We start from the raw sequence: 24,778 nt of genomic DNA, 5'->3' as shown, positions 1-24,778 counted from the left end.
TTAAATAACTCTATAGAGATATAATATTAATAAAAATATCTCTATAGAGTTATTTTCATTAAAACGAATCTATTTTTTATATACCACATGTTTCTACTTGCTCCCATAATAGATAAGGAGGTTCCTCAGAATGAGAAAAATTTTATATCACGGTTCCTTGGAAATTATTTCTACTCCTATGTATGGTCAGGGAAAGGTCTATAATGACTACGGACAGGGCTTTTATTGTACGGAGAGTCTGGAACTGGCGAAGGAGTGGTCGTGCGCCGAGCGGGAGGACGGCTATGTGAATCAGTATGAAATGGATGAAACCGGTCTTTTGATTTTAAATTTGATGGAGAAGCACTACAGCGTTCTTCATTGGCTGGCGATTTTGATGAAATACCGGAAAATCCGCCTTTCTTCGGCGGTCATGAAACGGGGAAGAGAGTGGCTGCTGGAACATTTCCTCCCGGATGTGGACGGATATGATGTGGTGATTGGGTACCGGGCGGATGATTCGTATTTTTCATTTGCAAGGGCGTTTGTAAATAATGAAATATCGTTAGAGCAGCTTTCGTATGCGATGCGGCTGGGAAAATTGGGAGAGCAGTATGTATTAAAGAGTCAGAAGGCATTTCAGGCGATACACTTTCTTTCTTATGAAGGAGTAGATTCAGTGGAATATTATGTAAAACGAAGAGCCAGAGATGAGCAAGCTAGAAATGCATACCGGAAAAAGGTGGAAGGGGATGATATCGACGGTATTTATATGCGGGATTTGATTCGAGGGGAGGTGTCGGCTGAGGATGAGCGCTTATGGGATTGAATATCTGGATGATGCGATGAGGAATCTGGGGGAAATGACAGATTATGCGGTCAATGCCTGTGGGATGGATCTGGAAGATTTTTGGAAATTGTTTCTTACAACCGGGTATGCAGAAAAATTTGGGGAAGGTGTACCAAGAGTAGTGAGCGGCTTTTCTGGAACGGAGCTTGCGGAGGAAGTGCTTCGAAAAGCGGGAAAAAAGGACGAACTGCCGGAACCGCAGGTAGAATTTACCTGTTCCAGAGAGTATTGGAGTGGCTGGATACTGGCGTATTATCAGTGGTACAGTGAGAAGAAATTTAAGGAAATTGAAGCAGGGCTTCCGGTCCGGGAGGTTGTGGAAATGTATCCGGCACTTCATGAAGCTCCGGAGGATAAATTTGTTGAGGCGGCAGACAGAATCATTCGAAGAAAAGAGCAGGGGAAAAACGCGTTGCGGCGGATCCGGAAGATGGCGGGATATACCCAAAAGGATCTTTCAGAGCAATCGGGGGTTACGCTGCGGAGTATTCAGCAGTATGAACAGGGAAAAAAGAAGATTCAAAAAGCATCCGCAGAAACCGTGCGTGCGCTTGCACGGTCACTGGGATGCCAGATGGAAGATTTGCTGTAATTGCGAAGGAATTGGACAGTTTCAATTTGCTATAGCGCAGTCGCCTTCGGCAGACTGAAAATAAATTCCGTCCCCACGCCCTCGGTGCTGACAACGTCGATATTTTCCCCATGTGCCTGAACAATCTCTTTGACAATCGCAAGCCCCAGCCCGGTGCCCTTTTTATCTTTTCCGCGCGATAAGTCGGTTTTGTAGAAACGTTCAAAGATTTTCTTCTGGCTGTCCTTCGGGATGCCGATGCCGGTGTCTTTGACGGAAATGAAGATTTTTTCGTACCGGATGGAGGTCTGGATGTAAATGATCGAATCCTCGTGGCTGAATTTGATCGCGTTGTCGATCAGGTTGTAGAGAACCTGCTGGATTTTTCCGAGATCGGCGTAGACCATCTGGATGCTATCCGCAAAGGTCAGGTCAAACGTGATGCCTTTCGCGCTGCACGTGCCCTCGAAGGTTGCGGCGGTATCCTTGATCGTCCGGTTGATATCGAAATTTGTCCGGGTTAAGTAGCCTTTGCTGTCTAGGGAGTTGAGTGTCAGCATGCCTTGGGTCAGCTTGTTAAGGCGCTCGGTCTCGGAAATGACGATGTGCAGGTATTTGTGATAGAGTTCCTGCGGGATTGTGCCATCGAGAATTGCCTCGAGATAGCCTTTGATGGAAGTCAGAGGCGAGCGGAAATCGTGCGATACGTTCGCGATGAAATTGTGCTGGTACTGTTCCATTTCATTTAACTCGCTGGACATATAGTTTAATGTGCTGGCGAGATAGCCGATCTCGTCGTGGGTGGTAATCGGGATATTGTGTGCCAGGTTTCCGGCTGCATATTCATTGGCTGCGACCGTAATCTTTTTGAGTGGGAAATAGACCACTTTTGTAAAAACAAGAAGCACCACCAGGGATAGGAAGAACAGGATGATCGATGTTATGTAAATAATATTCAGAAATCCGTTCTGTTCCGCCTCAATGTTCTGGATTGGCATATGAATCACGATGTAGCCGTAGGTCTTCATATTGCCTGTGATCGGGGCGGAAACGGAGAGTACTTTGCTGTCAAACAGGTTGTAATACTGTCCGATGGAATAGAGCCGGTTGCCCTGTGCGGTCGGGTCGAAATCGTCGATTGCGATGCCGGTACGACTGTCGCTGCTGTCCGCAACGATGGTGCCCTCATGGTTCAGGATCCAGATATCCGATTGCAGATAGGCGGAAACCGCCTCGAGCTGTGGGTATGCCGAGTCGAGATTGATGGTTTTGCCCTCGTAGGCTTTGCTGCACCGATCGGCAATCATGGTCGCCTCGTCATACAGAACCTCCGATTCGCGTTCCACCAGATGGTGGTAGGTCATCTCAGATGAGATGGTCGCGATCGTGATGAATCCAAGCAGACCGAAGATGAGATAGCCGATCAGCAGTTTATAATAAAGAGAATGTGTGTAGTGGTTTGATTTCATGGTAAACCTCCGGTTACCTCTTCACGTAACAGTTCAGTTCCTTTACTAACAGTTACCGTTTTACCTCAAATTTATATCCAATCCCCCAGACGGTTGTCAGCGCCCACTTGTCGTTGCCCTTGATTTTTTCACGGAGCCGCTTGATATGGACATCTACCGTCCGCGTGTCGCCGATGTATTCATATCCCCAGATATGGTCGAGAAGTTGCTCCCTTGTGAATACCTGGTTTGGTGAGGACGCGAGGAAATAGAGCAGTTCCAGTTCCTTCGGCGGCAGCTCGATCGAGTGTCCGTTGTAAATGACGGAGTAGTTCGTCAGGTTGACGATGAGATCCGGATATTCGACAAAATTGCCATGCTGTTCGGTCACGGACGATGCAGGCATCTGCACCGGTAGCTGGTAGCGCCGCAGAACGGCTTTGACTCTGGCAACCAACTCTTTCGAATCGAATGGTTTGATCATGTAGTCATCGGCGCCCAGCTCCAGCCCCAGCACCTTATCAAAGATTTCGCCCTTGGCGGAGAGCATGATGATTGGCACCTGGGAGGTACTTCGCAGTTCCCGGCAGACCTGATAGCCGTCGATGCCCGGAAGCATCAGATCAAGGAGAATCAGGTTGGGCTGAAATTCGGGAAATACCCGGAGAGCTTCTTCCCCGTCTCCGACAATTTTCGTTTCAAAACATTCTTTCGTCAGGTAAAGTGAGATTAGTTCAGCAATGTTGTAGTCGTCATCTACGATGAGAATGCGCTGCTTTTCAGCCATGTTGATTCCTCCTGTTTTTTTGGATATTTGTAACTGTTCAGTACCTGAACAGTTATGGATATTTCTTATTTAAATGTCACGATTGTAACGCCTGTATCGCCTTCGCCAAACTCGCCAAGCCGGTATTCCTTGACATAGCTTAATTTCTTCAAGTGGCGGTGTACGCCCGCTTTCAAAGCGCCGGTTCCACGACCATGTACGACGCGGACCTGCGGAAGATGCGCCAGGTAGGCATCATCCAGGTATTTGTCGAGTACCGGGATCGCCTCATCGACGGTCATGCCAATCAGGTTGACCTCCGGCGATACGCTGAAGGACTTGGACATCTTGATCTTGCTGCTTCCGCTTCCGGATCCGCGGGAACCACCCGTATGTGTGCCGGAAAGTCCCGGTCCGGTGATGGATGCTTCCTCGACCATTTCCAGATCGCGGATATTGACGAGGGAGCGCAGAATTCCCATCTGTACATACAGATCGCCCTTGGCGTTCGGCAGGGAGCTGACGGTTCCCTTTAAATTCATCGAGAGAACGCGCACGGTATCGCCGAGACGCAGCTTTTTCGCGGAAACGGCTTTTTTCGGTGCGGCGGTTTTCTTAACTGCCAGTTTCTTGTCTACATCCTGGATCTTGCCGCGCAGCTTGGTCCGCTCGGCTTCCAGTTCTTTATTGACGCCGGAAGACTTGGCAAGCTTGTTGATGTTGCGGATCGTCTGATCGGCGGTGTCCTTTGCATCCTGAAGGATCTTCTGAGCTTCCTCGCGGGCTTTGGAAAGCATTTTTTCCTTCTGCTCGGAGAAACGTTCTTCCTTCTGCTGGAGGCGGTTCTTCAGCGTTTCAATCTCCTGTTTATAGGAGGCGATCTCTTCGCGCTCTTTTTCAATGGTCACGCGGCTGTTTTCCAGATTGGCAAGCAGATCCTCGAAGGATTCGTCCTTCTGCTCCATCTGGTTTTTCGCCTCGTCGATGATATAATCCGGCAGCCCCAGCTTGCGGGAAATGGCAAATGCATTACTTTTTCCTGGAATACCGATGAGCAGGCGGTAGGTCGGGCGGAGAGTCTCGACGTTGAACTCGCAGCAGGCATTTTCAACGCCTGGCGCGGTCAGCGCAAAGACTTTTAATTCGCTGTAATGCGTGGTTGCGATCGTCCGGCAGGTCATGTTGTGCAGGAAATTTAAAACCGCAATCGCCAGCGCCGCGCCCTCGGTCGGGTCGGTACCGGAACAGAGCTCATCGAAGAGACAGAGCGAATTGGCGTCCGCCTCATTTAAAATCGAAACGATATTCGTCATATGGGCGGAGAATGTACTCAGATTCTGCTCGATGCTCTGCTCATCGCCAATGTCGGCAAATACATTGTCAAAAACAGCCAGCTCGGATCCTTCAAATGCCGGGATATGGAGTCCTGACTGCCCCATCAGGGTAAAGAGTCCGACGGTTTTTAAAGAAACGGTTTTACCACCCGTGTTTGGACCCGTCACAATCAGAAGGTCAAACGAATCGCCAACCCAGATGTTGATCGGAACGACCTGTTTCGGATTTAAGAGCGGATGGCGTCCGTCCTTGATATTGATATACCGTTTGTTGTTAAATTTCGGTTCCACGCAGTTATAGTGGCGGGAAAGAGCTGCCTTTGCGAAAATGAAATCGAGCTCTGCCAGAATCGAAAGATCCGAGAGGATCGCGTCGGTGTAAGGCATAAGCTGGCTGGAAAGAGCTGCCAGAACGAACTCAATTTCCCGTTTTTCCTGGATTTCCAGCTCGCGCAGTTCGTTGTTCAGCTTGACGATCGCGAGCGGCTCGATAAATACAGTCGAACCGGTCGAGGACTGGTCGTGCACCATGCCTGGGACCTGGGATTTATACTCAGCCTTGACCGGCAGGCAGTAGCGCCCGTCGCGCATTGTGATGACGGCATCCTGTAAATAGGTCCGGCTGGAATTTAAAATAGAATTTAACTGGGTATGGACGCGTCCGCCCACGATCTTCATGGAGCGGCGCACTTTGGCAAGTCCCGGACTTGCGTCATCGCTGACCTCATCCTCGGATGGCAGGCAGCGCTTGATCTCATTGTTGACCGGCGTCAGCGGATCCAGGGCGCGGAAGCGCTCATCGAGGGAATCATCTGGAAATTCTTCGGATTTCTCATGGCGTCCGTAGCTCTGCGCGCGGGCAGCGACTGTCAGCAGGGAGCTGACAGCGAGAAGCTCCGGGATCCCCAGGGAACTTCCGATTTCCAGACGTTTCATGGAACCACGCACATCCTTCACGCCGCCGAAGGAGAGACTTCCCTTCATGCGGACGCGCGTCAGGGCATCGGTCGTCTCCGTCTGGCTCTGCCGGATCGTCCCCAGATCACAGGACGGCTGCAGTTCCCGGCACATCTGTTTTCCCATCTCCGTGGAGGCGTACTCCGTGAGCTGGTCGATGATCTTTGTATATTCGAGAGTTTTTAATGCTTTTTCATTCATGTTGTGGTAATCCTCTTAATTTAAATGGTGTTCACATGATACCGTGACCACTAAATTCGTGAAAGACCTCATTAAGTGGTCAGGTATAAGTTCTCACTAGACTCGAAAAGACCTCGTCAAGTGTTCACATTATATCACATTCCCCGCCGTCTAGCCAAGCATTCGCACTTTTTTCTTGCATAACCTTAAGAAGGAAAGTATAATTAGGATATGTTATGCAAAGGGGAAAGTGAAATGCCGGATTCAGAAGAACTTGAAAAAAAGGAAAAACGGGAATTCATGAGAGAAACGATAGTGAAGCCGCCGCTGACCAGAAAACAGATTGCGAAGCGGGTGGCTCTCTTTGTATGCGCGTCAGCCGCATTTGGAGGAGTCGCGGCGGTTTCGTTTGCGGCGGTAAAGCCGTTTGCGGATCGGTGTTTTCAGGAAAATGGGATGCAGGAGACATCCTCAGTCGAGTTTTCCAAGGACGATCCGGACTCTGTTTCGCCGTCGGACGGTGCAGATGCGGATATGACAGCGCAGCCGGAACAAATGGAGCAGGAGATTGATGAGGCGGTCAGCGAGGCGCTTTCCAGCTATCAGTTTTCCGCAGACAATTTCAATTCGATGACGTCGGTGCTGCGTGGAATCGGGGAACAGGGTGATAAGTCGATCGTGACGGTCAGCTCCGGCAAACAGGATACGGATATATTTGGAAACCCGGTGGAAAATACGGGTGATTATGCAGGTGCAGTCATCGCGGAGAGTGATGGAGAATTTCTGATCTTTACTTACGCCGATGCGGTGCGGGCAGCAGATTCGATCAATGTGAGATTTTCGGATGGAACGAAGATCGCTGGTACAGTGCGCCAGATTGACGAAGTGCTCGGAATGGCAGTTGTGGCGGTGCCGTCCGGCAATCTGCCGGAAGAAGAGCGGAAAAAGGTGCAGGTGCTTTCACTTGCCAATTCATATACGGTCAAGGCAGGCGATGTCCTCGTAGGTATCGGCGGTCCGTCCGGACAGGTGCATTCGCTTTCGTTCGGAACGGTATCCTACGTGGCGCGCAATGTGCAGATTACAGATGGACTGACGCGGATCCTGTATGTGGATATCAGCAGCAATTCGCAGACGGGTACCTTTTTGATCAATACAGCCGGAGAGATGGTCGGCTGGACATCGGAGTCCTGCCGCAGCGAGAGCTGTACGGATCGGACGGCGGCGTACACCATTTCCAGCTACAAGCCGATTCTGGAGCGGCTGACGAATGGCGCTTCGGCGGCATATCTGGGCATCCTGGGACAGGATGTGAGCCGTGCGATGCAGGGGAGCGGCATTCCGGCGGGCGTTTACGTGACGGAGGCAGTCTCCGGCAGCCCGGCATATGACGCTGGCATCCAGCCCGGCGATATTATTGTGAAATTTGGCACAAAGGAGATCGGAAGTTTCAAAGATCTCCAGGCGCAGATTGAAAATTCCGCGAGCGGCGTGTCTGTATCGGTAAATGTGATGCGGAAAGGGCGCGACGGATACACGGAAATTCCATTTTTGGTATCTCTGCGCGCCAGATAGAAATTCAGGAGGATATAGGCAGAATGAGATATATTGAACAGTTCCGGGAAGGAATGAGAGTCTCGGACGTATATTTATGTAAGACGAAACAGCACGCGGTGACGAAAAACGGAAAAGAGTACGCTTCCGTGCTGCTTCAGGATAAAACAGGCACGGTAGACTGCAAAATCTGGGATTTAAGTTCCCCGGGCATCAATGATTTTGAGCCGCTGCAGTACGTCTATGTGGACGGCGATGTGACGGTCTTCCAGGGTTCCAACCAGTTAAATATTAAGCGCATACGCAAGGCGGACGAGGGCGAGTATCAGGAAAGCGATTACCTTCCGGTCAGCTCAAAGGATATCAAGATAATGTATCAGGAGCTGACGGCTCTGGTGCAGTCTTTCCAGAATCCGTACCTGAAAAAGCTGGCATCCAGCTATTTCCTGGAAGATAAGGCATTTGTGAAGAAATTCTGCTTCCATTCGGCGGCGAAGAGTGTGCATCATGGTTTTGTGGGCGGACTTTTGGAACATACGTTAAGTGTTATGAAACTCTGTGATTTCTACACGAAGTCATATCCGGCGCTGAACCGCGATCTGCTTCTGACGGCGGCGCTGTTCCACGACATCGGAAAAGTGCAGGAATTATCCGCATTTCCGGAAAATGATTATACGGACGACGGTCAGCTCTTAGGTCATATCGTGATCGGCACGATGATGGTTGCAGACCGTATTAAGGAGATTCCGGGATTCCCGGCAAAGACAGCGGCGGAGTTAAAGCACTGCATCCTTGCGCACCACGGCGAATTAGAGTACGGTTCCCCAAAGAAACCGGCGCTTCTGGAGGCGCTGGCATTGAATTTCGCGGACAATACCGATGCGAAGATGGAGACGATGCTGGAAGTCTTAAAGAGCGGCGGGGAGAATCCGGGCTGGCTCGGATATAACCGTTTCCTGGAGACGAATGTGAGAAAGACGACGCCGACGGAATAATAATAAGATAACAGACATCTAAAATGAGTCTAAATGTATATAAGAAAAAGAAAACAGCGCTGCAAAGCAGATGCTGCCTTGCAGAAGCGGGGGAACGAAAAAATAGGAATCAGGTGTCTATGCTGTTGGCAGAGAAGCGAGTTAAATAGCCGCACATAAAATAAATAAGAAAAATGGAGAAGGATACTAGGAAGGTACAGCGGTTCAGCAGGGACCGCACTTTTCTGATATCCTTTTGTTTCATAAGGAAAAATATAGGGGTACAACAGAAAATATGAAAAAACGAGAAAATACAGGCAAAATCATTGGAAAGGTGTTCGGAGAAGCCAGGGCACTTGGCGTCACTGCCTTAGCGGCGGCAGTCATGCTTTCCGGATGCGGAAACGCTGGAAATCAGGCGCAGAAAGGCGGTTCCGGCGCAGAACAGACGGAAAATGTTGAAAACGGCGAAAATGCAGCGGAAAATACCCAAATAAGCGTTATTATCGCGATGCCGCCGACTTCAGAGCCGGAGGCGGGCTTTGATCCGGCATATGGCTGGGGCGCGGGCGAGCATATGCATGAACCGCTGATCCAGAGCACCCTGACGGTGACAGAAGCAGATTTGAGTATCGGGTATGATCTGGCGACGGATGTGGAGACCTCCGAGGATGGAATGACATGGACGGTGACGATCCGCGACGATGCGAAATTCACGGATGGCGAGGCGCTGACCGCGGAGGATGTGGCATTCACTTATAACACATTGAAAAAGACGAGTTCCGTCAACGATTTTTCAATGCTGAAACAGGCGGAGGCGATCGATGATGTGACGGTTGTGTTTGAGATGGAACGCCCGTTTGCTATCTGGTCATACACGATGGCGGTGACGGGAATTGTGCCGGAGCATGCATATGGAACGGATTACGGCACACATCCGATCGGTTCCGGGCGATATATCCTGAAACAGTGGGACAAGGGGCAGCAGGTGATTCTGGAAGCCAACCCGGATTATTATGGGGATGCGCCGAAGATGCGGCAGGTCACGATTCTCTTTATGGAAGAGGATGCGGCATTTGCGGCGGTGCGCGCCGGGCAGGTGGATGTGGCGTACACGGCGGCGTCCTATGCAGACCAGTCGGTTCCAGAATTCAGTCTTTTGGATTGTGAGACGGTGGACAACCGTGGATTTAACCTCCCGGCAGTGCCGGAGACGGTACGGGAGGATGGCGTAAAAATCGGCAATGATTTTACCGCGGATGTGCAGGTGCGCCGGGCGATCAACCTGGCGATTGACCGGCAGGAAATGATCGATCATGTGTTAAATGGTTACGGCAGCCCGGCATATAGTGTCTGTGACAAGATGCCGTGGTACAACGATGAAATGGAGAACATTTCCTATGATGTGGAGAAGGCGGAAGAGATGCTGGATGCGGCGGGATGGAAGAAAAATGCCGACGGCATCCGCGAAAAGGGTGGAGTGAAAGCCATTCTGGAATTTCTCTATCCGACCGGGGATTCGGTGCGTCAGGCGCTGGCAGCCGATACGGCGCAGCAGTTAAAAGAGATTGGAATTGACACATCGATCCGCGGCACCGGCTGGGATACTGCGTATGACGAGGCACAGTCGCAGCCGCTTCTCTGGGGCTGGGGCGCGCACACGCCGATGGAATTTTATAATATTTACCATACAAAGGCAGATACGGGGCTGGCAGAATATTCGCCGTATGCGAATGAGACCGTGGACGCTTATATGGATGAGGCCCTGGCAGCACCGGATCTGGAAAGTTCGTATGAATTGTGGAAAAAGGCGCAGTGGGACGGCGAGACGGGCGTTTCAGCCGAGGGTGATCTTCCGTGGATCTGGCTGGTGAATGTCGATCATCTGTACTGGGTGAGAGACGGGCTTCATGTCGCAGAGCAGAAGGTGCATCCGCACGGTCACGGCTGGTCCATCGTCAACAATGTCGATCGGTGGTACTATGAGTAGGATGAAATGGTTTGGGCGCAGTCTGCTGCACCTGATTCTGCTGCTTTTGGCAGTCAGTCTGGTATCGTTTCTGCTGGTGTCGATGTCTCCGGTCGATCCGCTGCAGACGAATGTCGGGCAGACGGCGCTCGGCTCGATGGCGCCGGAGCAGATCGAGAAGCTGCAGGCGTACTGGGGCGTTGGTGTGCCGGTCTGGAAGCGCTTCTTTAACTGGATTTCGGGCATCTGTCATGGTGATTTTGGCATTTCCCTTCTGTACCGCAGACCGGTGCTGGAGGTGATCGCGGAAAAGGCGTCTGCGTCAGTGTGGCTCCTTCTGTCTGCGTGGCTGTTTTCGGGAATCGTGGGGATATTTTTAGGAATTGCAGCGGCGGCAAAACGGGGCAAGTGGGCGGATCGCCTGATTACGGGCTATTGCATCGTGATCGCGGGAACGCCGTCCTTCTGGCTGGCGCTGGTGCTGCTGCTTCTCTTTACAGTGCAGCTTCCCGTCTTCCCAATCGGGTTCAGTGTCCCGGTGGGAATGGCGGCGGACGAGGTCAGCCTGGCGGATCGCCTGTATCACGCATTTCTGCCGGCGTGTACGCTGGGACTGACAGGGATTTCTTCGATTGCGATGCACACGCGCGAAAAAGTGATTGAGATTCTGGAAAGTGATTACGTACTCTATGCGCGGGCGCGGGGCGAGAGCGGCTGGCGGCTGATTTTTCGGCATGGACTCCGCAACCTGCTTCTCCCGGTAATTACGCTCCAATTTGGCTCGATCAGCGAGATTTTCGGCGGTTCGGTGCTGGTGGAACAGGTCTTTTCCTATCCGGGACTCGGACAGGCGGCGGTCACGGCGGGGCTGGGAAGCGATATCCCGCTTCTGATGGGAATTACACTCATCAGTGCCGTGCTTGTATTTGCAGGAAATGCAGCGGCGGATGGGCTGTACCGGCTGGTCGATCCGAGACTTAGGAAAGGAGGCAGGGCATGAGAAAGAAAACACTCTGGCTGCTGGGAATTTCCCTCCTTTTCCTGATTCTGGTGACAGTGCTTGGAATCGTCTGGGAGGATGCCGCACAGCAGGTCGATTTTGCGAGAAAAAACCTGCCTCCGGGAACCGGCGGGCTGTTTGGAACCGACTGGATGGGGCGGAATATGCTGAAACGGACGGTTGCAGGGCTTTCTTTAAGCATCCGGCTGGGGCTTCTGACCGCGGCGATCAGCGCCGCGGTGGCATTGGCGCTTGCATTGCTGGCGTCGCTTGGCGGGGGACTGATGGATTCATTGGTATGCGGGCTGATTAATCTGGTAATGGGAATCCCGCACATGCTTCTCCTGATCCTGATTTCCTACAGTCTGGGAAAGGGATTCCGGGGTGTAGCAGCCGGGATTGCCCTGACGCACTGGGCGTCGCTGGCGAGGCTTTTGCGGGCGGAAATCTTACAGATCCGGGAAAGTCCGTATGTGCAGATCTCCGAAAAACTGGGGAAAAAGCCCTGGTGGATTGCCTGGAACCACATCGTCCCGCAGGTATCGCGGCAATTTGTAACCGGGTTAATTCTTCTCTTTCCCCATGCGATTCTTCATGAGGCGGGCGTGACCTTTCTGGGCTTCGGTCTTTCCTCCGAGCAACCGGCGATCGGTGTTATTTTATCCGAGAGTATGTCGTACCTGATTACCGGAAAATGGTGGCTGGCGCTCTTTCCGGGCGCGGCACTGGTGCTGGTAACGCTGGGATTTCAGGCGATCGGGCAGAGCCTGGGGCGGCTGATGGATCCGGGGAGCGCGCATGAGTAGAGGATGCTGGGAAAGAGGCAGAAAAACATATATTTTGATAAAATGATGCGATTAAGACAAAAACAATCAAAAACGATGCGGCTATCAGATTTGGAACAGACAGACGTTATCAAAGAACGGAGATTGCGTGAAAATTGTGATTCCATGGAAAAGCCGATATTGAAAATTCAAAATCTAAACTTATATTTTACGCAGTACGCGCGTGGGCTTAGACGGCGCGAACTCCATCCGCTCCTCGACCTTTCCTGCAAACTTTTCAGTGGGGAGCTGACGGCGGTGGTCGGGGCGAGTGGTTCGGGAAAAAGCCTGCTGGCGCACGCGATTCTGGGGATCTTGCCGTACAACTGCCGGATGGAAGGAAAAATTTCCTATCAGGGAGAGGTTCTGGATGAGACGCGGCTTGCCGGGCTGCGGGGCAATGGGATTTCCCTGATTCCGCAGGGGGTTTCCTACCTCGATCCGTTGATGCGGGTCGGGGATCAGATCTGCGGCGGCAGAAAAGATGAAGCGACGCGGGCAAAATGCCGCCAGCTTTTGAAGCGGTACGGGCTGGATGAATCAGTGGAAAAATGTTATCCATTTGAGCTGTCGGGCGGCATGGCGCGGCGCGTCCTGATGGCAGCGGCACTGATGCAGGAGCCGAGGCTGATTGTGGCGGATGAACCGACACCGGGGCTGGAGGCGATGACCGCGCGCCATGTGATCCGTCATTTAAAAGAGATGGCACAGGACGGGGCAGCGGTGCTTTTGATTACTCATGATCTGGAACTGGCGATTGAGATGGCGGACCGGATTCTGGTGTTTTATGACGGGACGATTCTGGAGGAAGTAAAGCCGGAGAACTTCCGGGAGGGACGGAATCTGAAAGAGCCATACACGCAGGCGCTCTACCGGGCACTGCCGGAACATGAATTTTTTGGAGGAGAATGAGATGTCACTAAAGGCGGAAAACCTATCTTTTTCGTATGAAAATGGAGGGCGCCACGTGCTGACGCGTATTTCCCTGAAAATTGAGCCAGGAGAGCGCGTGGGTCTGGTGGCGCCGAGCGGATATGGAAAAACGACGCTGTGCCGCCTGCTGGCGGGATATGAGAGAGCGGAAGCGGGAACGGTAGAGATTGACAGCATACCAATTGAGAATATCCGGGGCTGTATGCCGGTGCAGTTAATCTGGCAGCACCCGGAGCAGGCGCTCAACCCACGCTGGCGGATGCGCCAGGTTCTCAGTGAGGGCGGTCAGGTGGATGAGGAGAGCCGGGGACGGCTTGGCATCCGGGAAGAATGGCTGGATCGGTTTCCATCGGAGCTTTCCGGCGGCGAACTGCAGCGGTTTTGTATTGCCAGAGCGCTGGCGGCAAATCCGCGGTATTTGCTGGCGGATGAGATTACCGCGATGTTTGACGCAGTGACCCAGAGCCAGATCTGGCAGGCGCTTTTGCATGAGGCAAAGGAGCGGGAGCTGGGAATGGTGATTGTGAGCCATTCGGAATCCCTTTTGAAGCGGATTTGCACGCGGCGGATTGATTTGAAGGCATTGCAGGAAAAGATGGCAGCAGTTTAGCCAGTGCACATATTGACAGAGAAAATCGGGATTGACCGGGCGGAATAGAACAATCGGGATTTGGTAAGGAGGTCGAGAAATGGATGTTCGGAAGCTGTTGGAAGAGGTAAAACGGGGGGATACAAGTATTGAGGAAGCGGAGAATGCGTTCAAGAATCTTCCTTACGAAGATTTAGGGTATGCGAAGCTGGATCTGCACCGGAAATTGCGTTCGGGATTCCCAGAGACGGTGTTCTGCCAAGGAAAGCCGGATGCCTATCTGGCGGATATTTTCGAGACGCTGTACCGGGAAAATGGGGAGGTACTCGGAACGCGGGCGACGCCAGAGCAGTGGAATCTAGTGCGGGCGCGCATCCCGGAGATAGAATACGATCCGGTTTCAAAAATTTTGCAGGCGAGAAAATCATCGGAGACACCGTGGAAGCTGGAAGGGCTGGTGGCAGTCTGCACAGGCGGAACCGCGGATATCCCGGTTGCGGAGGAAGCTGCCAAAACGGCAGAATTTTTCGGCTGCCGCGTGGAGCGCTACTATGATATAGGGGTGGCGGGCATCCATCGCCTTTTATCCAAACGCGAGGCGATTGCGCGGGCAAACTGCGTGATTGCGGTGGCGGGAATGGAAGGCGCGCTTGGCACAGTTGTCGCCGGGCTGGTGGAAAATCCGGTCATTGCGGTTCCGACCTCGGTCGGTTATGGTGCAAGTTTTCATGGACTGTCGGCATTGATCACGATGATTAATTCCTGTGCGAACGGCATTTCGGTTGTAAATATAGATAACGGCTACGGCGCAGCATACCTGGCGGCGCAGATCAACCGCCTGGCGGTGCGGGAGCCGAAGAAGACGGCAGAGTGATAGTGGTTTGTGATAATTGCATAAAAGCGAAAAACGGAAATGTATCAATAAAATGAGAAAAGTAGAGGGAGAAGTAAAAATGGATGAGAAAATCTTATATCTGGATTGTGCGTCTGGAATCAGTGGAGATATGACGGTTGGCGCACTGTTGGATCTTGGAGCAAGCCGGGAAAAACTGGTACGGGCACTGGACAGTCTGGGCGTGTCCGGGTATCATCTGCATTTTGGGCGGACGAAGAAATGTGGAATCGATGCGTATGATTTCGATGTACATTTAGAGGAAGAAGAGCATCATCACGACCACGAACATAGCCATGATGAGCACGACCATGAGCATCATCACGATCATGAACACACTCACGACCATGAGCACAGCCATGATCACGCTCACACCCACGACCATGAGCACAGCCATGATCACGCTCACACCCACGATCATATGCATCCTCACGTCCACCGCAACATCCATGACATTTTCGAGATCATCGATCGTCTGGATGCATCTGACCGTGTTAAAAACCTGGCGCGCCGGATGTTTGAGATTGTGGCGGGGGCAGAGTCGAAAGCACACGGAATTCCGGTCAGCGAGGTTCATTTCCATGAAGTCGGTGCAATTGACTCGATTGTGGATGTTATCAGTGCGGCATTCTGCCTGGAGGATCTGGGAATCCACCGCGTGATGGTATCGCCGCTTTCCGAAGGTCATGGATTCGCACGCTGCCAGCACGGTTTAATGCCGGTTCCGGTTCCGGCGACGGCAAATATCGCAGCGGCACAGGGCTTGGAACTGACGCTTCGGGATGTCGAAGGAGAGATGGTAACGCCGACCGGCGCGGCGATCGCGGCGGCATTCCGGACAGAAGCGGCGCTTCCGAAGAAGTACCAGATCGAAAAGATCGGTATCGGCGCCGGAAATAAGGATTTCGCGCACGCGAATATTCTGCGGGCGATGCTTCTGACGGATAAAACGGTGGAAGTAGAAACTGGAAAAGACGGTCACGACGAGAGCTCCATGTGGGTCATGGAGGCAAACCTGGACGACTGCACCGGCGAGGCGCTGGGATATGCGATGGAGGTGCTTCTGGAAGCGGGCGCCAGAGATGTGTGGTACACACCGGCATATATGAAGAAAAACCGTCCGGCGTATGTGCTTCATGTACTGACAACGGCAGAAAAACGGGAAGAATTAGAACAGCTTGTCTTCTCCTGTACGACCACGATCGGTGTGCGCCGCTATCCAGTAGAGAGGACGATACTGCCACGGGAAGTAAAGGAGATCCAGACCCGTTACGGGGCAGCAAAGGTAAAAATCTGCAAGCGCGGCGGCGTGGATACGTGCTATCCGGAGTATGAGAGCGTGCGCGCGATCTGCCGGGAGACAGGGAAGCGCTTCATGGAAGTATTCCACGGAGTAATGGAAGACGGAAGTATTAGTTTACAGTAAGCACTTTTTAGATTGAAAAACGGCACAGTGCATTCTCGTTAGATAATTAAGAGGAGAATCAAGAACCATGGAAAATAAACCAATGATATCAGAGACAGAAAAAAGAGAAGCTTTAAAACATTTCATGGCAGAAAAAGCGAAAGCACCGGTCTGTGTCGCCTTTTCGGGCGGTGTGGACAGCAGCCTGATTCTCAAGCTGGCGTGTGATACGGCGAAGAAGACGGGAATGCCGGTTTATGCCGTGACATTTCACACCATGCTGCACCCAGCCTGTGATCTGGAGATCGCGGAGCGGGTGGCAAAGGAGCTGGGCGCGATCCATAAAATTATCCAGGTCAATGAGATGGAGCTGGAAGCCATCCGGACAAATCCGGTCAACCGCTGTTATATCTGCAAACACCACCTGTTCGCGACACTTCTGGATTTTGCAAAAGAAGAGGGGATTCCGTGCGTGATGGACGGAACCAATGAGAGCGACCTGCATGTGTACCGCCCAGGTATCCAGGCACTCCGTGAGCTGGGTGTCGTCAGTCCACTTGCACAGTGCGGACTGGAGAAAAAGGATGTCAAGGCATTTGCAGCTGACTTAGGAATTTCCGTTGCATCCCGTCCGTCCATGCCATGTATGGCGACCCGCCTTCCATATGGAACTTCCTTTGACATGGAAGTTTTGAAGCGGATTGAGAAAGGCGAAGATTATCTTCGAAGCGTGTTTGGCGGAAATGTGCGCCTGCGCCTGCATGGCGATATTGTCCGGATCGAGGTGGATGCGGATAAATTTGAAAAAGCGATTGCCGAGCGGGAGACGATCTGCAGGACATTAAAAGAAATGGGTTTTCTGTACATTACACTCGATCTGGAAGGTTTCCGGTCGGGAAGTATGGATATAGTGCAGAAACTCAACGCGCTGGCCGGGAAATGAATGTGAAGGAGATGGAAATCCCATGCAAGAAGAATGTATTGTCTGTAAAGCACCTCTTATTTATCTGGAACAGGATGAATGGATGGAGTGCGAATTATGTCATAAAAAAGAATTGAGCAAGACCAGATGCCAGAACGGGCATTATGTTTGTAATGATTGTCATACGAAGGGACTGGACACCATTCTTTCCCTGTGTATAGACGAAACATCCAGAAATCCGATCGAGATTGTCCGGAAGATGATGGATGCACCGTTTTGCCATATGCATGGACCGGAGCATCATGTCATGGTGGGAGCGGCGCTGCTTACTGCATATAAAAATGCGGGAGGTGCTATTAATCTGCGGGAATCTGTGATGGAAATGCTGAACCGTGGAAAAGCCGTTCCAGGAGGAACCTGCGGATTCTGGGGTGCCTGCGGAGCGGGAATCAGCGCAGGTATGTTTGTATCTATCTTGTCTGGGGCGACGCCACTGACGGAGGAATCCTGGGGACTTTCGAATCAGATGACATCAAAAGCACTGGAAGCGATTTCGCACACCGGCGGTCCGAGGTGTTGTAAAAGAGATTCTTATCTGGCGATTCTGGCGGCGGTTGATTTTGTAAAAACGCATTTTGGAATCGAAATGGAATGCACAGAAGTCCATTGTACGCATTATGCTCAGAACAATCAGTGTATTGGCAAGCGCTGTCCATTTTGGCGATTTGATGATAGTATTTGACTATAAATGGATAAACGGAGATAATAAAGTTGCGATATAATTAGATTGTGCGGGATGAGATTGCAGTTTACATAATGTGTGAACTGTGATGAGAGAGCAATTTCTCGTGTAATAGGAAATTCCCTGGAATTCCCTATTACACAAAAAGGCACATCCTTTTTTACGTGGAAAAATCGGAATTGACCGAGCTCTTTGAGCGAGGGATACTTCTTGTCCGAAGGGCAAGAAGGTGGGCGTAAAAAAGATTAGAACAATCGGGATTTATCAGAAAATGAGGAATAGTTGAAAATGGAGGCGCTATAATAACATGAAGATTGAAGGGAACCAGAAAGAACTGGATGCAATGGTAGAATTTCATAAGGGAAACCGTGTCGAGGGGTTGAGACTGCAAGAAGAATTTGCAGCGGAATTTCGTAAGGAGTATAAAGACAAAGATCACTGTCCTTGCCTGAAAGCCTGTCGTTATCACGGAAACTGTAAGGAATGTGTAGCAATCCACAGAGCGCATCAGGAACATGTTCCTAATTGTATGCGACCATTGATTAATAAAAAATTGAAATTGATGTCAGAATTAACAGAGCATACCTTGGCAAATGAAATAGAAGCTCCACATGAGATTTTAAGAAAATAGGCAAGTCAAATTCAAGTTTGAAAAATTGAGAAATCGTAAAATTGAAGAAAAAGAATGCACAGTTCTTAGCATATCGGGAACTGTGCATTTCTGTAAATAAATACTTTTAATTAGCCGATTACGGCATCCTCTGCTGTAAAATGTTCCAGAGAATTTTCTTTTACCTGAATGCAGATATAAGTAATTCCAGAAATATCGGATGCAAAAAACTGACGCTTTGCAGTAGGTGCGATTTTTAGCCAGTCTCCAGTTGAAAGACTGATTTCTTCTCCATCAATTATGGCTTTGCCGTTACCTGAAAGAATTCCATAGATTTCTTCATTTTCTTTATGAGAATGAACAAATGGGACATTTGCTCCTGCAGGTAGTTCGTTTAAACTGATTTCTGCACCTGTTAAAGACAACTTTTCATGCAGCTCAATTCGGTTTTCCTTTCCAATAGTTGTTTTTGTGTAATTTGCCATAATAACCTCCATAGTTAATTTGTAGTTTCTGGTTGCTTGGTATTAGTATAGTGTGAGACACATACAAAAACAAGTACGCACCTTTTTGTAACTGTACACTCAAAAATGAATGTGTTACAATAGACTCGGAGGTGAGAATTATGCGAGCAAAAGAAGAATTACCGGAATGCCCAGTTGCAACAGCAGTATCTCTTATCGGAGGAAAATGGAAACTGCTGATTTTGCGTAACTTAAAAGAGCGTCCATGGAGATTCAATGAGCTACAACGAAGTATAGATGGTATTTCACAAAAGGTTTTGACAGATAGTTTAAGACAAATGATGAGTGATGGGCTGGCATATCGCCACGATTACCATGAGCAGCCACCGAGAGTTGAATACGGCTTAACGGAACTCGGAACAAAAATGCTTCCAATTGTTAATTCACTTGCTGACTTTGGTAACTACTATAAATCAATTATTGAACAGAATTAAGGACGTTAGTATTTGAAAAAGCTTGAACAATTCCAGTTTGAAGAATTGAAAAAAACGGAATTTACCTATTAAGACATATAAACTCTTGACAATAAAACTCCTATATAGTATGTTTTTAATAAACTACTATATAGGAGCTTTTGCATGAAAACAAATGGCGGATTTCTTGTCACCAAAATAAAACAGCTTGGTGACCGGATTTTTGAGAAGATTCTCAGCGAAAAAAATATCGATGCGTTTAATGGAGCCCAGGGACGTATTCTTTATGTGCTGTGGCAGGAGGATGGTATCTCAATCAGGTCACTCTCGATTAAATGCGGATTAGCGATAACATCTCTTACTACGATGCTGGAAAGAATGGAAAATCAAGGGCTGATAAGCCGTGTTCAGTCTGAAACGGACAAAAGGAAAACACTCCTGTTTCTGACTGAGAAAGCACATGCCTTAAAGGGCGAGTACGATTCTGTATCTGATGAGATGGGCAGTATTTACTACAAAGGTTTTTCAGAGGAAGAAATTACCCGGTTTGAGGAATGCCTCGACCGCATCAGAAAGAATCTTGAGGAGTGGCAGAAGTCATGAGTATTTGTATCAAAGATCAGATTCAGAACATGAATATCGTCATCGGCTGCACAGTGGGGTGTACATATTGCTATGCCCGCAACAACGTGAAACGCTGGCATATGATTGATGACTTCGCTGACCCTGAATTCTTTCCGAGTAAGCTCAAGATGATGGAAAAGAAACGTCCGCAGAACTTTCTTCTTACCGGGATGAGCGATCTCTCCGGATGGAAGCCGGAATGGAGAGACGAGGTATTTGCAAAGATCCGTGAAAATCCACAGCATCAGTTCCTGTTCCTTACCAAGCGACCTGATTTGCTGGATTTTGATACCGATCTGGAAAACGCATGGTTTGGCGTTACGGTGACGAGGAAAGCAGAACTGTGGCGTATCGACGCCCTTCGGAAAAACGTCAGAGCAAAACATTACCATGTTACCTTTGAGCCGTTATTCGACGATCCCGGCACAGTTGACCTTTTCGGAATCAATTGGATCGTTGTCGGCACTATGACCGGGGCTCAGAGCAGGAAGATTCATACGGAGCCGGAATGGGCATGGTCTCTGGCGGACCAGGCACATAAGCTCGGCATTCCGGTGTTTATGAAGGAAGACCTTGTCCCTATCATAGGGGATGAAAATATGATTCAGGAAATGCCGGAAGAATTTAATAAAGTGTTAGAGGTACAGAAATCATGGAAGAAGTAATAAATGGAATCCTCATTCGTGAGGTGGAAACAAAGAACATCATGACTAAGTCTAGTCTGCCGGTAGGCGGTTACTCGGTCAATCCCTATGTGGGCTGTACACATGCCTGCAAGTATTGCTATGCTTCTTTTATGAAGCGCTTTACCGGGCACAAGGAGGAATGGGGCACTTTCCTTGATGTGAAGCATTGGCCGGAAATTAAAAATCCGAAGAAATATGCCGGGCAGCGTGTGGTCATCGGTTCTGTGACGGATGGCTACAATCCACAGGAGGAGCAATTCGGGAATACCAGAAAACTTCTGGAGCAGTTAATCGGCAGTGACGCAGATATTCTGATCTGCACAAAGTCGGATCTTGTGGTACGGGATATTGATCTGCTGAAGAAGCTTGGACGTGTAACCGTTTCATGGTCGATCAACACACTAGATGAAAATTTCAAGAACGATATGGACTCTGCTTCGAGCATTGAGCGCCGTATCTCTGCTATGAAGCAGGTATATGAAGCCGGTATCCGTACAGTCTGTTTCGTATCCCCGGTATTCCCCGGTATCACGGATTTTGAAGCAATCTTTGAGCGGGTAAAGGATCAGTGCGATCTGTTCTGGCTCGAAAATCTCAATCTTCGAGGCGGTTTCAAAAAGACAATTATGGATTATATCGCCGGAAAATATCCTGATCTTGTACCACTTTACGACGAGATCTATAACAAGCATAACCGCAGCTACTTTGAAGCACTTGAAGTAAAAGCTGAGAAAATGGCTAAGAAGTATGATTGTGCCTTTGTGGATAATGAAATGCCTTATGGAAGAGTCCCGCAGGGACATCCGGTGATCGTAGATTATTTCTATCATGAGGAAATCCGTGGGACAGAGAATACCGGAAAAAGAAATCACTAACTTCCAGCTTGGTTATAAGATCGGATTTATCAATGATGCTGAGATATGGTTACTCATGTTAAAAAAACGCAATACCTCTGTTATATATAATGAGGATGAAATAGACGAGTTGATTCTGCTGATACGCGATAGCTTTATTCTGGCTTTTACGGTTCTTAAAGATACACTTGTGAAGAAGCTGGAGGAAGCAGAAAGCGATTGGATGTAAAAAAGCAGTCGATAACCCTGGGAGGAGTCCGCGGTGAAGGATAAAACAGTATATACATGTACATATAAATCAAAGTTAGGCGATATTCTGCTGGCGGCAGACGCGATCGGACTCACGGGTCTGTGGTTTGAGGGGCAGAAGTATTTTGCAAATACACTTCCAGACGGAGCTATTTCACAGGAATCCCCGATTTTAACCGAGGCAAAGAGATGGCTGGATATTTATTTTTCTGGCAAAGAACCGGACTTTATTCCGCCGCTGCATCCGACTGGCTCCGCATTTCGACAGGCGGTGTGGCAGATTTTATTGCAAATTCCGTATGGACAGACGACTACCTATGGGGAGATTGCAAAAAAGCTGGCGAAGATGCAAAATGCGTCCCATATGTCCGCGCAGGCGGTAGGCGGTGCAGTGGGGCATAATGAGGTCTCCATCATCATTCCATGTCACCGCGTAGTAGGAACGAATGGAAGCCTGACCGGGTATGCGGGTGGAATTGATAAGAAAGTGGAACTGCTTACGCTGGAACATACCGATATGAGTCGTTTTTTTGCGCCGAAGAAAGGAACGGCGCTTTAGTCATTTAGGTGTAATTTTTAATGTGATATCAATTTTTATTGACGTTACTGTTTCTGTGGAAACAAGCATACCATCGGCTTGTTTCCACAGAAACAAATTTGATAATAACGATATAGGATATTTTCATCAGAATATTTTTCTTATTTCAAAGATTGCGAAGTTTCACAGGCAGGCGGGGATGTTATTTACAGAAATCCAGATGGAATACAAATGCCAGGACCGCTCCTGGAAGACGATGATTGTGCGTGCCTATTAGTTAAAAAACCATGGAAATCACTATTCGTACATTGTAACATATCGGTTTGATATCGCGGAGCGAGTAAAGATTGACAATTTCAAAATCCTGTCGTATACTTCTTTCAGTCCCAAATGGGATTGAATGGGGAAGGTTATGGAATATAAAATACAAAAACTTTACGATCAGGTCAACCAGGCGATCATCCGCTGCCGTGGTGTATACTCGATGTGGGCAAAGAATAACAATGTGAGCTATAACCGGATGCTGGTGCTTTACACCATCCGCGAATTCGGATTCTGTACGCAAAAGCAGATCTGTGATTCGTATCTGCTTCCGCGGCAGACGGTGAACCATGTGATTTCAGAGATGAAAAAGGACGGGATTCTTGTAGCGGATCTGGAAAAGAGCACCGGGAAGGAAAAGGCGCTTGTTTTGACGCCGGAGGGCGAACGGTATTCGGAAAAATTATTATATTCGTTAAGCCGGATGGAAGAACGGGCGGCGAAACGTCTGGGAGAGGACAAGATCCGCAGAATGACGGAACTGTTTATGGAGTATGACCAGATTCTGGAAGAGGCACTGGAGGAGACGGACGATGAAGAGTAAGGCGGGAACGGATACAGAATTTTTCCGGACGGAGAAAATTCCGAAGATATTGCTGCAAATCGCACCTCCGGTTATGCTGGCGCAGCTGATTCAGGCGATGTATAACATTGTGGACAGTTTTTTTGTGGGAAAATATTCCGAATCGGCGCTGACGGCGCTTTCGGTCATTTATCCGTTGCAGCTCATCATCATTGCGCTGGCGGTGGGAACCGGCGTGGGCGTGAATACCTACATGGCGCGCCTGTATGCACAGAAAATGCCGGGACAGGCGGAAGAAACAGCGGGAACAGGCACGCTTCTGGCGCTTGGAACCTGGCTTATATTTGCCATTTTCTCGATCTTCTGTATGCGTCCGTATGTCCTGACAAGTGCGAATACCCCGGAAGCGATCGAGAGTGCTGTTATCTACGGACAGATCGTCTGTATCGGCAGCATCGGGGCATTTCTGGAAGGAAACTGGACGAAGGTCCATCAGTCGCGGGGCAATATGCACCGTCCGATGGTCGCCCAGACCGTGGGGGCGCTGACGAATATCGTGCTTGACCCGATCCTGATTTTCGGACTCGGTCCGGTGCCGGAGCTGGGAGTCGCGGGTGCTGCCTATGCGACTGTCTGCGGACAGGTGGCGGCTGCGGTCATCACATCGTTTGGCGGGGTTGGCAGATTGCCAGAGCGCACAAAAATGCCGCTCTATATCAAGCAGATCTACTGGTTTGGCTACGCGTCGATTATTATGCAGGCATTATTTACAGTTTATATCGTGATCTTAAATGCGATCCTTGCCGGATTTTCAGATTCGGCAGTGACGGTGCTGGGGCTTTATTATAAAATGCAGACGTTTTTCTTTATCCCACTGATGGGCTTGCAGACGTGTATCGTTCCGGTGCTCAGCTTTAACTATGCAACCAAGAGCTATGCGAGATGCCGGGAAATTATGCGGGACAGCTATGGATTTTCCTGTGTGTTTATGCTGGTCGGTGTGATCTGCTTCGTTTTCTTTCCGGTGCAGCTGCTCCAGGTTTTTTCAAAGAGCAGTGAGGTCATCGCGATCGGAAAAAATGCATTCCCTATCATCGGGGCAAGTTTTATTCCGGCGGTATTTTCACTGATGACCCCGGTCTTCTTCCAGGCGATCGGAAATGGAAAGATCAGCCTCTTTTTGTCCGTGATGCGCCAGATCTGCTGCCTGATTCCGATTTTCTGGCTGCTGTCGCTGATTGACCTGCGCTTTACCTGGTTTGCATTTCCGATCTCGGAAGTGCTGGTCGGTGTCACGGGAATCGTGCTTTATTACAAGGAAATCAAAAGAGACTTTGATAAAGGAGCAGCATGAGAAAGCACGTAAAAACATAGAAAATAGTTTCGTAGAAAATTTTTAAACGCTTTTAATGAATTGAAAAGGAACCGCCTGGGTCAGTCTATCAGCTGCATCAGGACGGTTCCTTTTTTGAAAGGAGAATGAATGTGACATAAAAAATTGAATGTATGCATTTCGTGTACGTATGAGGCATAATGCCTGTCAGACG

The 24,778-nt window shown here is 49.6% G+C and carries 26 protein-coding genes; 22 read left to right on the top strand and 4 right to left on the bottom strand.

The window, feature by feature from the left end; all coding sequences use genetic code 11:
* Positions 1-130: 130 nt before the first annotated feature.
* Together DWV73_RS10920 and DWV73_RS10915 are read left to right on the top strand one after the other, a co-directional pair.
* The gene (locus tag DWV73_RS10920) at positions 131-808 is read left to right on the top strand and encodes a DUF3990 domain-containing protein (RefSeq protein ID WP_117796704.1); all 678 of its coding nucleotides are present in this window, start codon (positions 131-133) and stop codon (positions 806-808) included.
* Entirely contained in the window at positions 789-1,421 is a 633-nt protein-coding gene (locus DWV73_RS10915) for a helix-turn-helix domain-containing protein (protein WP_022358806.1), read from the top strand. Before DWV73_RS10920 ends, DWV73_RS10915 begins: the two co-directional genes overlap by 20 nt.
* Before the next feature lie 29 nt (positions 1,422-1,450).
* Here the strand turns inward: DWV73_RS10915 and DWV73_RS10910 are convergent, their stop codons facing one another.
* The 3 genes from DWV73_RS10910 to DWV73_RS10900 all read right to left on the bottom strand — a co-directional run bounded on the left by DWV73_RS10910 (position 1,451) and on the right by DWV73_RS10900 (position 6,106).
* A complete protein-coding gene (locus DWV73_RS10910) occupies positions 1,451-2,869 on the bottom strand; it encodes a HAMP domain-containing sensor histidine kinase (RefSeq protein WP_117796703.1) in 1,419 nt (472 codons plus the stop codon).
* A gap of 52 nt (positions 2,870-2,921) precedes the next feature.
* Positions 2,922-3,635, bottom strand: coding sequence for a response regulator transcription factor (locus DWV73_RS10905; protein WP_107001860.1), 714 nt, complete (start codon positions 3,633-3,635; stop codon positions 2,922-2,924).
* Between the two features lie 65 nt (positions 3,636-3,700).
* The gene (locus tag DWV73_RS10900; protein WP_117796702.1) at positions 3,701-6,106 is read right to left on the bottom strand and encodes an endonuclease MutS2; all 2,406 of its coding nucleotides are present in this window, start codon (positions 6,104-6,106) and stop codon (positions 3,701-3,703) included.
* A gap of 279 nt (positions 6,107-6,385) precedes the next feature.
* Between DWV73_RS10900 and DWV73_RS10895 the strand changes: the two genes are divergently transcribed.
* The 12 genes from DWV73_RS10895 (at position 6,386) to DWV73_RS10840 (ending at position 18,520) form a co-directional block, all read left to right on the top strand.
* Positions 6,386-7,660: a S1C family serine protease gene (locus tag DWV73_RS10895; RefSeq protein ID WP_242995800.1), complete on the top strand. Its 1,275-nt coding sequence runs from the start codon at positions 6,386-6,388 to the stop codon at positions 7,658-7,660.
* Positions 7,661-7,683: 23 nt separating this feature from the next.
* On the top strand, positions 7,684-8,634 hold the full coding sequence (locus DWV73_RS10890) for an HD domain-containing protein (protein ID WP_022358800.1): 951 nt from the start codon (positions 7,684-7,686) through the stop codon (positions 8,632-8,634).
* 274 nt (positions 8,635-8,908) lie between these two features.
* Positions 8,909-10,603 (top strand): ABC transporter substrate-binding protein, encoded by a 1,695-nt coding sequence (locus DWV73_RS10885; RefSeq protein WP_117796700.1) that lies wholly within the window; start codon positions 8,909-8,911, stop codon positions 10,601-10,603.
* Complete coding sequence (locus tag DWV73_RS10880; RefSeq protein ID WP_333493393.1) at positions 10,596-11,582, top strand: ABC transporter permease; 987 nt, start codon at positions 10,596-10,598, stop codon at positions 11,580-11,582. Before DWV73_RS10885 ends, DWV73_RS10880 begins: the two co-directional genes overlap by 8 nt.
* On the top strand, positions 11,579-12,388 hold the full coding sequence (locus DWV73_RS10875; RefSeq protein ID WP_107001864.1) for an ABC transporter permease: 810 nt from the start codon (positions 11,579-11,581) through the stop codon (positions 12,386-12,388). The genes DWV73_RS10880 and DWV73_RS10875 overlap by 4 nt, the downstream gene beginning before the upstream one ends.
* Positions 12,389-12,532: 144 nt before the next feature.
* Positions 12,533-13,318 (top strand): ABC transporter ATP-binding protein, encoded by a 786-nt coding sequence (locus DWV73_RS10870; RefSeq protein ID WP_117796699.1) that lies wholly within the window; start codon positions 12,533-12,535, stop codon positions 13,316-13,318.
* Between the two features lies 1 nt (position 13,319).
* Entirely contained in the window at positions 13,320-13,949 is a 630-nt protein-coding gene (locus tag DWV73_RS10865) for an ATP-binding cassette domain-containing protein (RefSeq protein WP_117796698.1), read from the top strand.
* Positions 13,950-14,028: 79 nt separating this feature from the next.
* Positions 14,029-14,802 carry a nickel pincer cofactor biosynthesis protein LarB gene (larB, locus tag DWV73_RS10860; RefSeq protein WP_117796697.1) on the top strand — a complete coding sequence of 258 codons (774 nt, stop codon included), beginning with the start codon at positions 14,029-14,031 and terminating at the stop codon, positions 14,800-14,802.
* 52 nt (positions 14,803-14,854) lie between these two features.
* Positions 14,855-16,246: a nickel pincer cofactor biosynthesis protein LarC gene (gene larC / locus DWV73_RS10855; protein WP_242995799.1), complete on the top strand. Its 1,392-nt coding sequence runs from the start codon at positions 14,855-14,857 to the stop codon at positions 16,244-16,246.
* A gap of 67 nt (positions 16,247-16,313) precedes the next feature.
* On the top strand, positions 16,314-17,168 hold the full coding sequence (gene larE, locus DWV73_RS10850) for an ATP-dependent sacrificial sulfur transferase LarE (protein ID WP_207661081.1): 855 nt from the start codon (positions 16,314-16,316) through the stop codon (positions 17,166-17,168).
* 22 nt (positions 17,169-17,190) lie between these two features.
* Positions 17,191-17,889, top strand: coding sequence for a DUF5714 domain-containing protein (locus DWV73_RS10845; protein WP_107001868.1), 699 nt, complete (start codon positions 17,191-17,193; stop codon positions 17,887-17,889).
* 307 nt (positions 17,890-18,196) lie between these two features.
* Positions 18,197-18,520 (top strand): hypothetical protein, encoded by a 324-nt coding sequence (locus DWV73_RS10840; protein ID WP_004613237.1) that lies wholly within the window; start codon positions 18,197-18,199, stop codon positions 18,518-18,520.
* A 110-nt stretch (positions 18,521-18,630) separates the two neighbouring features.
* Here the strand turns inward: DWV73_RS10840 and DWV73_RS10835 are convergent, their stop codons facing one another.
* Positions 18,631-18,984 carry a cupin domain-containing protein gene (locus DWV73_RS10835; protein ID WP_020993869.1) on the bottom strand — a complete coding sequence of 118 codons (354 nt, stop codon included), beginning with the start codon at positions 18,982-18,984 and terminating at the stop codon, positions 18,631-18,633.
* 140 nt (positions 18,985-19,124) lie between these two features.
* Between DWV73_RS10835 and DWV73_RS10830 the strand changes: the two genes are divergently transcribed.
* From DWV73_RS10830 to DWV73_RS10790, 8 genes are all read left to right on the top strand, one after another.
* Positions 19,125-19,457, top strand: a complete 333-nt coding sequence (locus DWV73_RS10830) for a helix-turn-helix domain-containing protein (RefSeq protein WP_008373705.1) — start codon at positions 19,125-19,127, stop codon at positions 19,455-19,457.
* A 144-nt stretch (positions 19,458-19,601) separates the two neighbouring features.
* Positions 19,602-20,039 carry a radical SAM mobile pair system MarR family transcriptional regulator gene (locus DWV73_RS10825; RefSeq protein WP_117796695.1) on the top strand — a complete coding sequence of 146 codons (438 nt, stop codon included), beginning with the start codon at positions 19,602-19,604 and terminating at the stop codon, positions 20,037-20,039.
* Complete coding sequence (locus tag DWV73_RS10820; RefSeq protein ID WP_117796694.1) at positions 20,036-20,725, top strand: radical SAM mobile pair protein A; 690 nt, start codon at positions 20,036-20,038, stop codon at positions 20,723-20,725. The genes DWV73_RS10825 and DWV73_RS10820 overlap by 4 nt, the downstream gene beginning before the upstream one ends.
* Positions 20,713-21,621 carry a radical SAM mobile pair protein B gene (locus DWV73_RS10815; protein WP_117796693.1) on the top strand — a complete coding sequence of 303 codons (909 nt, stop codon included), beginning with the start codon at positions 20,713-20,715 and terminating at the stop codon, positions 21,619-21,621. The genes DWV73_RS10820 and DWV73_RS10815 overlap by 13 nt, the downstream gene beginning before the upstream one ends.
* The gene (locus tag DWV73_RS10810) at positions 21,587-21,829 is read left to right on the top strand and encodes a nucleotidyltransferase substrate binding protein (RefSeq protein ID WP_242995798.1); all 243 of its coding nucleotides are present in this window, start codon (positions 21,587-21,589) and stop codon (positions 21,827-21,829) included. The genes DWV73_RS10815 and DWV73_RS10810 overlap by 35 nt, the downstream gene beginning before the upstream one ends.
* 33 nt (positions 21,830-21,862) lie before the next feature.
* Positions 21,863-22,408, top strand: a complete 546-nt coding sequence (locus DWV73_RS10805) for a methylated-DNA--[protein]-cysteine S-methyltransferase (protein WP_117796692.1) — start codon at positions 21,863-21,865, stop codon at positions 22,406-22,408.
* Positions 22,409-22,799: 391 nt separating this feature from the next.
* Positions 22,800-23,252, top strand: a complete 453-nt coding sequence (locus tag DWV73_RS10795; protein WP_107001883.1) for a MarR family winged helix-turn-helix transcriptional regulator — start codon at positions 22,800-22,802, stop codon at positions 23,250-23,252.
* The gene (locus tag DWV73_RS10790; RefSeq protein WP_107001884.1) at positions 23,242-24,585 is read left to right on the top strand and encodes an MATE family efflux transporter; all 1,344 of its coding nucleotides are present in this window, start codon (positions 23,242-23,244) and stop codon (positions 24,583-24,585) included. The genes DWV73_RS10795 and DWV73_RS10790 overlap by 11 nt, the downstream gene beginning before the upstream one ends.
* The last annotated feature ends 193 nt before the right edge of the window (positions 24,586-24,778 follow it).

The sequence above is a fragment of the Clostridium sp. AF12-41 genome, from assembly GCF_003461685.1.
Classification (GTDB): Bacteria; Bacillota; Clostridia; order Lachnospirales; family Lachnospiraceae; genus Otoolea; species Otoolea fessa.
Note: the sequence above shows the minus strand (reverse complement) of the source record. Positions and strands in the feature narration are given on the sequence as shown.